12 protein-coding genes are annotated in these 11,625 nt (G+C 55.2%); 3 read left to right on the top strand and 9 right to left on the bottom strand.

Annotation, left to right across the window (positions count from 1 at the left end):
* Positions 1–71: 71 nt before the first annotated feature.
* The gene (locus tag Q7J88_RS00575) at positions 72–311 is read right to left on the bottom strand and encodes a chemotaxis protein CheX (RefSeq protein ID WP_303720207.1); all 240 of its coding nucleotides are present in this window, start codon (positions 309–311) and stop codon (positions 72–74) included.
* On the opposite strand from Q7J88_RS00575, the gene Q7J88_RS00570 reads away from it, so the two are divergent.
* The 3 genes from Q7J88_RS00570 to Q7J88_RS00560 all read left to right on the top strand — a co-directional run bounded on the left by Q7J88_RS00570 (position 273) and on the right by Q7J88_RS00560 (position 1,664).
* Complete coding sequence (locus Q7J88_RS00570; protein ID WP_303720208.1) at positions 273–422, top strand: hypothetical protein; 150 nt, start codon at positions 273–275, stop codon at positions 420–422. The two genes, Q7J88_RS00575 and Q7J88_RS00570, sit on opposite strands and share 39 nt — an antisense overlap.
* A gap of 199 nt (positions 423–621) precedes the next feature.
* Positions 622–1,248 carry a glutathione S-transferase family protein gene (locus tag Q7J88_RS00565; protein ID WP_303720206.1) on the top strand — a complete coding sequence of 209 codons (627 nt, stop codon included), beginning with the start codon at positions 622–624 and terminating at the stop codon, positions 1,246–1,248.
* 11 nt (positions 1,249–1,259) lie between these two features.
* A complete protein-coding gene (locus Q7J88_RS00560) occupies positions 1,260–1,664 on the top strand; it encodes a CoA-binding protein (RefSeq protein ID WP_303720205.1) in 405 nt (134 codons plus the stop codon).
* Between the two features lie 106 nt (positions 1,665–1,770).
* Here Q7J88_RS00560 and Q7J88_RS00555 read toward each other — a convergent pair whose 3' ends face one another.
* From Q7J88_RS00555 to Q7J88_RS00520, 8 genes are all read right to left on the bottom strand, one after another.
* The gene (locus tag Q7J88_RS00555) at positions 1,771–2,616 is read right to left on the bottom strand and encodes a right-handed parallel beta-helix repeat-containing protein (RefSeq protein WP_303720204.1); all 846 of its coding nucleotides are present in this window, start codon (positions 2,614–2,616) and stop codon (positions 1,771–1,773) included.
* Positions 2,617–2,624: 8 nt separating this feature from the next.
* Complete coding sequence (locus Q7J88_RS00550; RefSeq protein ID WP_303720203.1) at positions 2,625–3,650, bottom strand: carboxypeptidase-like regulatory domain-containing protein; 1,026 nt, start codon at positions 3,648–3,650, stop codon at positions 2,625–2,627.
* Positions 3,647–4,999: a nitrous oxide reductase family maturation protein NosD gene (locus Q7J88_RS00545; RefSeq protein ID WP_303720202.1), complete on the bottom strand. Its 1,353-nt coding sequence runs from the start codon at positions 4,997–4,999 to the stop codon at positions 3,647–3,649. Before Q7J88_RS00545 ends, Q7J88_RS00550 begins: the two co-directional genes overlap by 4 nt.
* Positions 4,980–5,999 (bottom strand): hypothetical protein, encoded by a 1,020-nt coding sequence (locus Q7J88_RS00540; protein ID WP_303720201.1) that lies wholly within the window; start codon positions 5,997–5,999, stop codon positions 4,980–4,982. Before Q7J88_RS00540 ends, Q7J88_RS00545 begins: the two co-directional genes overlap by 20 nt.
* A 2-nt stretch (positions 6,000–6,001) precedes the next feature.
* Positions 6,002–7,171, bottom strand: a complete 1,170-nt coding sequence (locus tag Q7J88_RS00535) for a right-handed parallel beta-helix repeat-containing protein (RefSeq protein WP_303720200.1) — start codon at positions 7,169–7,171, stop codon at positions 6,002–6,004.
* A 122-nt stretch (positions 7,172–7,293) separates the two neighbouring features.
* The gene (locus tag Q7J88_RS00530; RefSeq protein WP_303720199.1) at positions 7,294–8,349 is read right to left on the bottom strand and encodes a hypothetical protein; all 1,056 of its coding nucleotides are present in this window, start codon (positions 8,347–8,349) and stop codon (positions 7,294–7,296) included.
* Positions 8,346–10,778, bottom strand: a complete 2,433-nt coding sequence (locus tag Q7J88_RS00525) for a hypothetical protein (protein WP_303720198.1) — start codon at positions 10,776–10,778, stop codon at positions 8,346–8,348. Before Q7J88_RS00525 ends, Q7J88_RS00530 begins: the two co-directional genes overlap by 4 nt.
* Positions 10,779–10,858: 80 nt before the next feature.
* Positions 10,859–11,625: CRTAC1 family protein (locus Q7J88_RS00520; protein ID WP_303720197.1), on the bottom strand; the 767-nt coding region annotated here is incomplete at its 5' end.

Genomic DNA, 11,625 nt, shown 5'->3' with positions numbered 1-11,625 from the left:
GTCGCTTCATTTAGGGGTGGAGATGCTGTAGCCCTTACCAACAACGGTGGTCGGGAGTGCCAGAGTGATATCTAGATTGTCATCAAGCTGACGCGATTTGGGCCCTCCCGCCTGATGTTGGCAACTTCACTCATGGTATCACTGACGTCATAGTCGATCTCGTTAACTTCCATTTCCAGCATGGCTTGGGCAATTTCTATCATGATATAGGCGTCGCAGAGAATGTTGATCATCACCATTAGATCACCGGACCGACCGATGAGGGCTGAAAAATGGCTGAAGATCGCTTCCTTGCCGAAGCTGTTTCCCACGATTTAATGGGCGATAAAGAATTCTTCCTGCCACCTATCTCCTCGAATACTGCATTGTGGATTACTGAAAATTATATATGGCCAATCGGCCTCTGTCTCGTTGACCTTTAATCTCCCTTGGTTTTTGTGCCGGAGGTAATTCGCCTTGCATGCAGAAAGGGATTACGCAAGGTTTGACCACAAATGGTTGCTCCCTGTTAAACTAGAGTTGCTGACCAATAACTGCAGGAGGAGAACAGACCCGCCGCTGTTTTTGTCGGCGCTAACAGAGGTATCATTGATATAGAAACCAATCCGGAAGGGGGACGCAATGTATGACCTTTACGGTATGCCGATGACCCGCGCGACTCGGGTTGTCTGGGCTTTGGAAGAAATCGGTGCTGAGTATCGGTACCATCTGGTCAATCTGATGAAAGGGGAAGGGCAGGCACCTGACTTTCTGCGCTTGAATCCCTTTGGCAAGGTGCCGGTACTGGTGGATGGCGACTTGGTTCTGAGTGAGTCGGCCGCCATCTGTACTTACCTTGGCGACCAGTATCCCGAAACCGAGCTGGTCCCACCGGTCGGCACTGCCGAGCGGGCCAGATATGACCAATGGTGCTATTTTGTTTTGACCGAACTTGAACAACCGCTCTGGACGATCCACAAGCATCGCTTTGTGTTTCCCGAAGAGAAAAAGGTGTCGCAGATATTGCCGGTTGCCGCCTGGGAATTCCAGCGGGCCCTGGCGGTACTGGACAAAGGGCTTGGAGAGCAGGAATATTTGGTCAACAACAGCTTTACCATGGCCGATATTCTCGCTGCCCACACCCTGCGCTGGGCGCGTGCGGCAAAACAGGCTATCGAATCACAAGCCTTGCAGAAGTACGAAAAGCGTGTCTGCGGACGGACCGCTCTGGAACGTGCCAAACAACGGGAACAGGCCGCAAAACAGTAAAAGGAGAAGAAATGTCAGTGAAACAGCAAGTGGAAATCTTTTTGACCTCGCCGGTGATTGGCGTGGTCGGCGCTTCCAATGATCGAGATAAATTCGGCAACAAAGTTCTGCGCTGCTATCTGGAAAACAACCGTCAAGTGGTTCCGGTCCATCCCGCCCAGAAAGAGATTGAAGGTTTGGCCTGTGTGACTTCGGTTGCCGACCTACCTGATAGTGTCAAAAGCATCTCAGTGATCACGCCGCCACAGATCACCGAAAAGGTGGTGCAGATGGCGGTGGAAAAGGGGATCGAGAATATCTGGATGCAGCCTGGGGCACAGAGCGATGCTGCGATCAGTTTCTGTAAGGAAAACGGGATCAACTTGATTGCAGATGGAACCTGCGTACTGGTCGAGTTGGGGTTCAGCAATCACTAGCAGAACATGGGATAAAAAATCAGTTGCAAAAGAAGCAAAACGGCCGGGATTCATCCCGGCCGTTTTCGCTGGAGTTTTAGTGTGCTGTTTCGTACTCTCTCCTTATTTATAAGGAGAGCTGTACCGGCTCTTTCAATCTCAGCGGGGTTGTCACTTGGCCGAGGTTGGGGTCGAAGTGGCGATCGAAAATCTGTTCGGCAAGCTGTTGGTCGGTCAGTTCTCCCCACCAGTTGCGGGGAAAACTCAGGTTCTCTTTTTGTTCGATGCCGAGTTTGATCTGGTATTCCCGGTTGTTTTCAATGTTGTTTTTTTCAAACAGAGTCCGGTCGTCACTTTTGGTGACGGCGAAGATGCCAACCTGGTTCTCGCTGATCCGATTGTGGTGCACCCAGCCGCTCCCCTGACGTTCTTCATAACGGATGCCGTGCTGGTTATGATGAATATTGTTGAGAGTCAGGTCAATGTTGACGGTGGAAAAACGGACCCCGTCGACGTTGTAGCGGAATTCCGAAGCGGTCACTTTTGCACGGCAGAAGTGAATCTGGACCCCGCTGTAGGCATACTCGGAGATCAGGTGAGCTATTTCCACATCCTGGGCAAAATCGAGATAGAGAAACTTCCAATCCCGCGGTCGCGGATTTTTTGCTCCGCTGGTCAAGAGGATCGGCTGCTGTTCGGTGCCGACCGCATACAGGCTTCCTTCGATCAGCAGTTCACCGTCACCGATGCCGTCACCGTCATTGTCGAGGGGTTCAAAAAAGATTCTTGTGCCAGGCTCGATTTCCAGTAGTGCCCCCTTTTTGACCGTGACGAGGCCGCGGATAAAGATATTCCCCTGCCAACGGGTGTCTTTGTCGATGACCTGGTTATCGAGTTTGGTGACTGGGTGGGTGGCAGCACACCCGGACAGCAGTAGGATGAACAAGGAAAGATAGATGAACTTGTTTTTCATCGCTTTCCTCAAAATAGATCTATGGGGGTGACTTCGATGCGGATTTCCTCCATCCCCTGTGCGACGTTCAGGCTATGGTCTGCAGTTTCCTCGTACATGCCAAACAGTTCGCCCGGTGCCGGGGAGTCTCCGTAGTTTTGGCGGGCGCCAACGTAGTAGATCCCAGGTTCAGCGAAATTCACCTCGAAGCGTCCGTCAGCGCCGGTCACTGCAGAGAGCGCTGCCGGTCGGGCATGACCGATGACTCGATCGCGGTAGGCAAACAGGTGCAGCCCCGCTACCGGCTGCCCCTGTTGATCAACGATCTGGCCGCGCAATAGAATAGCGCTCGCACGGTTCGGCGTCTCGCTGCCGCTACCGGGAAGCTTCGGCACCAGGGAGAACTCGACCTTGGTCTGTTGCCCGGCTTTCAGGTGTAGAGGATTGCCGGGATAGACGCCGAGCAGGTCGCCTTCACGGACCGGGCCGAGTACGGCACCGCTCTGCCGCTTGCGGGCAACCAGGAAATAATTGCTGTCAGGCAGATTGTCGAAGGAGAAAAAGCCATCCGCACCGGTCGGCAGCGAACGTCTATACCCCTGACCTTTGAGGTCATCGGTCACATCCAGGTAAAGGTAGACGACCGCTCCGGACAAGGGTTCTCCCCCGGCCGAAATCTGTCCTTCCAGCCCGGCCGAATATTCGTCATCGTAATCCACCACATCGGTTTTCCCATGGGTGATGAGTTGCAGACCGGCCCAGACCGTTTTCGTTGCGTCGAGGGCCACCGGGTTACGGCCGCAAAATGCGAAGCGTCCGGTTGCATCGCTGGCATATAAGGCTACATACTCCCCAGCCACCTCGAGCCGGTAGGCGCCGTCTGCAGCGGTCGGTTGTGAGACCGCCAAAGGGGTGTCGCTCGGGTTCAGCGATGCATACGCCGCAACCCGCATCCCGGCGACCGGCTCATCGCCATTGATGACTCGGCCGGTTATAATCCCCGCGGTCGCGGAGTTTGCGAACAGTAAGAGAATGAGCAGGAAAAGTAATCTCATGGCAGTCCCTCCGGCCCGACGTCAGCGACCGGTTCGTTCAGCCAGGGGGCGTAGACGACCAGATCGAGGCGGTATTGTTGGTCACCGTAGCCAGGGTAGCTGACCAGTGGTTTGTCGCGGCGATCGAAAAACAGGTCCAGATTGGCTTCGGCGCCGGATTTTTGCAACAGCTCGGTTTGTTCGCCCCACCAGTTGTCGGTGATATCGACCCGGTCGGTAAATTTTGTCGGTGCTTGCGCCAGCAACGGGTTGCGACTCTTCCGTTCATTCGCTTTTTGCCGCAACAGTTTCGTCGAGCCTGCCTGTTGCTCCCAATCGGCACTCTGGTAGATCCCTAACTCCACCGCCCGCTGATTGGCGAGAAAATGGTTCTGTTTTATTTCCGGGTAGGAGGAATAGTCGCAAAAGAGTGCCAGCTGGTTGTTCTCGAACAGGTTTTTTCGGACTTGCGGGTTCGATTTGCGGTTGTTGTAGATCGCTGTGCGGTTATTTTTGAACAGGTTGTGCTCCACCTTGGCCGAGCCGAACTGATCGTTGTGGAGGGCTGTTCCATTGTCGATGAAGTTGTTTTGCAGGATCGTCGGATACGAGAACGACACGGCCACAATCGCCATTTCGTTCTGCTGAAACTGATTTTGTTTGATCACCGGGTTGTTGCGGGTCTGATAGTTTTGGATGCCGATTTTGTTTCCGCTAAAGCTGTTGCCGTTGATTTCTCCGGTGAACAGGCGATGCACATTGATGCCCTGTTGATTGTCGCTAAAGCTGTTGCCCTTAATGAGGCCGGAACTGCCACTGCCGATCTGAACACCGGCCTGATTCCCACTGAAATGATTGTCGCGGATCGTCGGGCTGGAGCGCATGCTGACTTTCAATCCGATCTGGTTGTCGACGAACCTGCAGTTTTCTATTGTCGTTTGCGATTCGCGCAGCAGTTGAATGGCGATGGCGCAGCCGGAGAAGTCGTTATCCTCCAACTGAGGGGAGGTGGCGAAGATGCCGATTGCCTGCTGACAATCGGTGAACCGGGCGTGGACGATCCGGCTACCGGCCTCCGCTTCGACGAATTCGATCCCCTCCCAAGCGGCGGGGGTTTTGAAAACCACAGGTTTTTCTGCTGTCCCTTCAACCAGTAAGCGGCCACCGACGAGAAATTTTGCTTGGGGAGAAGTAACCTCAATTTGGGAGCCGGCGGCAATTTGCAGGACCGCTCCTTTGGGAATTTTGACCGTGTCCGTGATCCGCTTAGCCCCCAGCCACGTCTGAGTTCCTTCAATCAGCAGCGGGGCAGCGCAGAGATTTGCCGGGAGCAGGCAGAGCAGCAGAAGTTTAACGGCTCGGAGCCACATCGATACGTATCTCCTGAATCGGGGTCTCTGTACTTAATGTCACCTCGTGATCGGCGTTGCCGGCATATTTGCCGTACAGTTCGCCATCGGATGCCGGACCGCCGAATGATCTTCGTGCTAGCAGGTGGAAGCTGCCAAGTTCCGGGATCGACAATTGGAAATATCCGTTTTTGTCGGATTCAGGGGAAAAGAAGCTTGGCATCCCGCTCATCTGTTGGTCTCGATAGGCGAAGACCCGCAAGCCGGAAATCCCTTGCCCATCCGGTCCGACAACTCTCCCTTTGATCCCCTGAAAGGCTTGTTCCTCCTCCTCGAGCATCGCCAATCGCTTGATCGTTTCCAGTTCGATCTGCTGGACTTCACCGGATTTGACCTGCACGGGGTTGCCGTAATAGTAGTTGAAATAATCATCGATCTCTATCGGCCCAAACTGGCCGCCGCGCGCCCGCTTGCGGGCTAGCACATAGTATTCTCCTGGTGGCAGGGACAGGCGGAAGTTGCCTTTGGCGACCGGCTGGATGAAATAGGCCGGTCCTTTGAAATTTTTCTGATAGTCCTGATAGATGTAGAGATAACTCTGCTCGAGCGGTTCCCCCTGGTAACTGATCCGGCCCTGCAGTCCAGAGCGCTTGCCGTTCCGTGGCTCGGCTTGAACTGGGATTTTGATCAAGTTGAAGCCGACCTGCCGGAAGCCTTCTGTGGCGACCTGGACCGGGCTACCGCTGTAATAACAGAAGTGCTTGCCCGGCTGCGGTAGCCCGGTGAAGTCGCGTGCCAGCAGAAAATAGTTGCCTGGTGGTAGCTCCAGCTGATAGGTGCCGTCAACCCCGGTCGGTGCGGAGATCGCCAATGGTTGATCTGCGACCAGATCGTCCATCGACCGGTAGGCATGCACTTTCAGTCCTTCGATCAGTTGGCCGCGCCAGGCGACCCTCCCTTTGATCCCTGCAGCGGCGGCCAGCGAAGGCAGCAGCAGTAAAAGCAGTAACATTCTGAACATTTTCAATCACTTTCTGCAAACTGCGGCTGCTGAGCCGCAGGATAAAAACGAACCCGGTCGAGGGGGTAGTCTTTGCCCGCATCGTGGAAGAGCGGCTGATCCAGGCCATCGTGAATAAAGGGGAGGTTGCCGTCTGTACCTGTTGAGGCAATCTGCTGTGATTCCGTTGCCCCCCACCAGTTGTTGCGCGCATCGATCGTGCCGTCGAGTTTTTTCAGCCGCTGGGCACTGGTATCGACAACCGGTTGCTTTTTGCTTCCGAACGCCCCGTGTGCTATCCGCTCCTGTTCGCGACTGGCGGCTCCGTTGGCACGCTCCCAGCTGGTCGATTGATGTTCCAGCTGTAATGCCAGTTGGTTGTCAAGAAAGTCGTTGCCGACGATCTGCGGGTAGGATGAGTAGCAGATCAGCATCCCCAGTTTGTTCTTCTGCAAACGGTTGCCTTTCACAAGTGGGTCTGCACGTCGTTGCAGTTTGATGCCAATATCGTTTGCCTCTAACAGATTGCCGAGCAGCTGGGGAGTGGCTGCCCGGTCGACATGGATGGCGATCCGGTTGTCGCGAAACTGGTTCTTCTCGATGGTCGGCTGGCTGCCGAGGTAGGCAATCATCAGCCCGACCTCGTTGTTGGTGAAACGGTTGTTGGCAAAACGTTCGGGGTTGGCCCGGTAGATATAGCTGCCGAACTTCCCGTTACCGGTGAAGAGGTTGTTGCTGACAATCGCGTTTGAACCCTCTTTGACAAACAAGCCGACTTTGCCGTTGTTGCGGAAGGAGCAGTTGTCCAAGGTCGCCTTGGCCTGCTGCTTCAGTTCTATTCCGACCTGATTGTTCTCCAGCACGACTCCTGTAAGTTGCGGCGCTCCCCCAGTGATCAGGATGCCGGTTTGGGCACCGGTGATCTTGCTGTCGCTGATCTTGGTCTCAGAGCTGTTGTGGTTCAGGACCAACCCCTGCCAGTTGGCACCACTGAAATTGGCTCGATCCGCCACCAGGGTGCCGGATACCTCCAAGTGTCCGTCGATAAATTCCAGCTGGCTGCCGGGAGCGATGACCAGCGTGGCCCCCTTTTCGACCCGCACTGTTTCGCGGACTTGGCGGCTGCCGCTCCATTCGGTGTCCTCGGAAATAACAGCGGAAGTGGCTAAAGTCGGTAGCAGTCCTAGCCACAACGCTAAAATGATGATTGGTATGAGCAGTTGGAAAAGCGGGGCAAAGAGCGTTTTTTTGTGTGTCTTTCCCTCTTTTTTACTTCGATTTGTGTTCAGTTTACGTTTTTTTTCAAAAAGCATAATCACCAGACTTCTTTTAATACGAGGTCGCCGAGCCCATAGTTCTCGCCAGTTTCAAGGGTGAGACGGTGATCCGCTTGCCCGTCATAGGTGCCGACCCATTCTCCCGGCTCCAGCGGTCCGCCAAAGGTGCTGCGGGCCCCTATATAGTAACCTCCGCCGCTGGTTAGGAACAACTGAAACTTACCGTCCGCTCCTGTCGGTGCAGAGATATGGCTCGGTTTCCCGATCATCCGGCTATCAAGGTAGGCGTAGACATACACACCGCTTAACGGTTGACCTTGTTGGTCGACAGCTCGGCCATGGATTACCGTATCGGTGGCTGCAAATTTGCCACTGGCCATCCGTTGCCGGTGTTTCTCTGCCGAAACCCGAGCAAGAGGGAATTCATCCAAGTGTAGCTGTTCTCCGGCAGTTATTTTGATCGGGTTGCCGGGATAGTTCCCGCTCCAGTCGCCGACCTGCGGCGCTCCGGAGCGGGAACCATCCGCCCGTTTGCGGGCCGAGAGCCAGTATTTGCCAGCAGGAAGTTCGATGAGGAAGTTACCCTCGCGGTCAGCCTGAACCTGCTTAGCGTAAGTTGGACCGATCAACTCATCGATTGCCTCGGTGTAAAGATAAACGAAACCATCGGCCACCGGTTTCCCGGCAGCGGTCAAACGTCCTTCGATCCAGGTGTCGGGATCCGCTGGCAGGTTGCCCCCCAGTCCCATCTCGCGCAGAGAAAATGGAGGAATGGTAAGGATCGCTCCAGACACCCGATAGGGATTCGCCGGCGCATCTGCCATCAGCATCCGGTTCTGACCGCCACTTTGCTGCTTCAGCTTACCGACCAGATAGTACTCTCCGGCCGGCAACGACAGGCGATAGCGGCCTTCGGCATCGCTGGTTGCCACACTGAACGGAGTCGAGGTACGTTCGTTGCCGCTGCGTAGGTAGACTTCCAATTGGGCACCCGGCAACGGCTTGTTCTGAAACAGCAGCTGCCCCTCGATCCCTTGCTCCGAAGAGCAGCCGAGCAGTAGACAGAGCAGAATAATGGCGAAAGAGCGGCTCATCTTATCCCTCGTTTCGAGCGCAACGTCAGGATGACGAAAAGCGCTGGCAAGTAAACTACTATACCGACCATGATGGTCAGGTTGAAGCCAAAATTCATCGCCAGCACCACGGCCAGAATGGTGCCGAGGACACTGGTTGCGCCGTTGATTCCCCAACTCCAGGGGATTTCATCCCCCTGCGGATGTAACAGCTGCACCCCGAGCGGTAGCGGCATGCCAAGTAGTAGTCCGAGCGGGGCAAGCAGCAGGACTGACAACAGGCAGCGCGCTACCAATGGCCAGGCGACGGCAGCTTCCAGCAGGGGCGGCAGAGTGTAACTGTAGGCGGTCGCAAGGAGCATCAGGGCACCTAGCAACAGTGGTAGTGAACGCTGAGCACTATTGACAAAGCGTTGTGACAGCAGGCTGCCAAGGCCGGAGAACACCAGCAGCGCGAACAGGATGACCGCCAGGGAATAGATCGGCTGGCCGAGGAATAGTGTGAAACGGCGCAGCAGTCCGATTTCGATCAGCATGAAACCAAGCCCCAGACAGGAAAAATAACAGATTCGACGACCGGCCAGTTTGTTTTTCAACGCTTCCCGGTGCATGAGCAATAGCGGCAGCAAAAACACCAGCAGCACCGCACTGCCGACCACCAGCAGCAGGTTTCGCAGGATCAGGATCGCCCGGTCTTCGAACGGCCCGCGCTCTGGAAAACTGAACAGATTGAGAAAATCGCCCGGTTTGAGCATGTAGTAGAAAAAGGGCCGGTTGTCGTCGGTCGGGCTGATGTCGAAAGGGAAGGTTCGATAGAATTCCGTGCTGCCAGCGGAGGCGATCAGCTGCTGGAAAACTTTCTGACCTTGCTGATAACCCGGCAAATAGACAATATCAAAGGCTTTGTCCCGCGCCTGTTGCGCCAGCTGTTGCAGCTCGTTAGCGCTGAAAGGCTGTTTCTTCAGCATGAAATTTGCCAGCCCGCGCTCCTTGATCACGGCGATGTGGGCGGCCGGGTCGGCAACGCCTTGTTGTTTGAGTAGCTCCAAGCCCAATGCGACCAGCCGCAAAGTCTCCCGTTCAAAAATAAAGCGGGAAATCGAAAGGATGCCATTATCGGTTAGGTGCTGCCAGTAGTCGTTGAACGCCTCCAGTGTGTAGAGGTTGTTTTCCGACAGGGTAAAAGCTCCGGCAGATGGTGCCATGCGACCGAACACCGCTGATGCCTGGATAATGTCGAACTGTTCCTGGCTGCGCCGGATGAAGCTACGCCCTTCATCGATTTGCAGATCGACTTTCGGTTGCCGGTAGAGTTCGCCGCTGAAACTGGCGAACTGTTCATTGACAGCTTCTATAATCAGCGGGTTGACCTCGACCGGCACCACCCGCCGGGCATCCATCGCCAGTGCTGCCAACACGTCCTTGCCACCGCCGGGACCGATCACCAAAACACTCGGCTGTTGCTTCAGGGTATAGGCGAGGCTGATGACGTTGGCGCGGAAGAAGTCCAAGCCATCTTTTCCCGTCCAGCGGTAAAGGCTGGTGTAGCCGGTATCATCGACCACCATCCCCAGCTGTTCGGGAACTGCGCCACGGTAGTTGCGCGACAGGCCCCAGGCGCGTCCAGCTTCCTCGCTCTGCGCCGGATAGACGGCGACCCGCGAAAAAGAATTCCAGGAACTCCAGAGCAGGTTCGGTTCGTAGCGCCCGCGGACAAAACGGATCTCGGCAAAGTCGCTGGCTAGATTGGCGAACAGGGCCAGCGCGCAGAGCCCGATCGCCAGCCAGACGCCGAGCGCAGACTTGCCGTGATTCGTTTTGTCCTGCAGGAACAGCGCAGCTAGTAGCCCGAGTATCGCAATCACCAACAACCCGCCGATGCCGCCGACAAGCTTCAATATCAGGATAATGAGCAGGCAGCCGACCCCGGCACCGAACAAATCGAAAAAGTAGAGCTTTTTGAAGTTCTGGTGTTCTCTGCTCAACAACAGGGTGATCGTCAGTCCGGAACAGAAGAATGGCATGGAAGTGAGCAGATAGAGGGCTGCCAGGCCGAGCAGCTGGGTCAGTTCCAGGTTTTGCTGGACATTACCCTGTTGGAACGGCTGATAGAAGGGCTGATGAAAAAAGGAGAGAACCCGGAAACCGAGTTGCGGTTGCAGCCGAAACAGGACAAACAGGAGAAAAAACAATGCTACGGACAGGCCGAAACAGTAGGCAAAACGGCTAGTTTGTTTGGCATGTTGTTGTTCGGGAAACCAGCGGGGGCGCAGGTAGACGAGCAAGGCGGCGGCGCCGAGACCGAACAAGGCCAGAGAGATTGCCATCGACGCGAAATGGTACCACATCAGCACCGAGAAGATCCGTGTCAGAATCAACTCGTACATCAATGTTGCCATGCAGAGCGTGAAGATACCGCCGTATCGGCGTGTGTGACAAAGTTCAGTCATAAGAAAACATAGAGGCGAGCCACAGGTCGCCTGAGGTTGCTAACAAAAAAGGGCGACCCGTTGGGTCGCCCCTACCGTCATTAGTTCGGTTCTTCTATTCGCAGTATCTGTCCAGTACGAATATCGTCTTGTATAACTTCTTTCCCGCTTGGGAAAAGCCCCTTGACCCGGTAACTGTCACCCGCCTTAACGCCAAAGTGTTGTACCAGCGGTTCCTGTGCACAGAAACCGGTCGCGCTGCCCACCTCACGTACTGCCAGCAGCTGATCGCCATTATACAATTCGATCCTTGTGCCGATCGCATCTTTGTTGGAGCCGCTGCCGACCGCCTTGACCTTCAGCCAGTTGTTGTCATTCTGCTGGTTCAGGTAGAGCTTGTTCTCCGCGCCCCAGTTGACCACGTAGAGATCGAGGTCGCCGTCGTTATCAACATCGGCAAAGGCAGTTCCCTTGGTGCGCACGGTGGCGCACTGCAATTGCGGCTGCTCACCGGCAATATCGGTAAACATACCCTTGCCGTCATTCAGGTAGAGCTGGTTGGCCAGCTTGCAGTCCCCTTCGTACAGGTCGAGGTCGCCGTCATGATCGATATCGCCGAAGGCCGGCCCTTTGCCCCAGCCCTGCTGCTTGTTTTTTACCTGCTCGGAAACATCGGTGAACTTGCCTGTGCCGTCGTTCAGGTAGAGACCGTTGCGACCGACATAGTTGGAGACGAACAGGTCGAGGTCGCCATCATTATCGATATCGGCAAAGGAGGCACCGAGCCCCCAGTTGCGGTCATCAACACCCGCTTCACGGGAGACTTCACGGAAAGTACCATTGCCGTTGTTCAGATAAAGGCGGTTCG

Origin of the sequence: Malonomonas rubra (genome assembly GCF_003247215.1) — a bacterium.
Taxonomy (GTDB): domain Bacteria; phylum Desulfobacterota; class Desulfuromonadia; order Desulfuromonadales; family Geopsychrobacteraceae; genus Malonomonas; species Malonomonas rubra_A.
The sequence above is the reverse complement of the archived record's forward strand: the minus strand, read 5'-3'. Positions and strand labels throughout refer to the sequence as shown.

Bases quoted from the DNA above. Each gene is read 5' to 3' on its own strand.
- Q7J88_RS00570 (WP_303720208.1), top strand. From the start codon at position 273: ATGGCTGAAGATCGCTTCCTTGCCGAAGCTGTTTCCCACGATTTAATG.
- Q7J88_RS00565 (WP_303720206.1), top strand. From the start codon at position 622: ATGTATGACCTTTACGGTATGCCGATGACCCGCGCGACTCGGGTTGTC.
- Q7J88_RS00560 (WP_303720205.1), top strand. From the start codon at position 1,260: ATGTCAGTGAAACAGCAAGTGGAAATCTTTTTGACCTCGCCGGTGATT.
- Q7J88_RS00555 (WP_303720204.1), bottom strand. From the start codon at position 2,616: ATGAAAAACAAGTTCATCTATCTTTCCTTGTTCATCCTACTGCTGTCC.
- Q7J88_RS00550 (WP_303720203.1), bottom strand. From the start codon at position 3,650: ATGAGATTACTTTTCCTGCTCATTCTCTTACTGTTCGCAAACTCCGCG.
- Q7J88_RS00545 (WP_303720202.1), bottom strand. From the start codon at position 4,999: ATGTGGCTCCGAGCCGTTAAACTTCTGCTGCTCTGCCTGCTCCCGGCA.
- Q7J88_RS00540 (WP_303720201.1), bottom strand. From the start codon at position 5,999: ATGTTCAGAATGTTACTGCTTTTACTGCTGCTGCCTTCGCTGGCCGCC.
- Q7J88_RS00530 (WP_303720199.1), bottom strand. From the start codon at position 8,349: ATGAGCCGCTCTTTCGCCATTATTCTGCTCTGTCTACTGCTCGGCTGC.
- Q7J88_RS00525 (WP_303720198.1), bottom strand. From the start codon at position 10,778: ATGACTGAACTTTGTCACACACGCCGATACGGCGGTATCTTCACGCTC.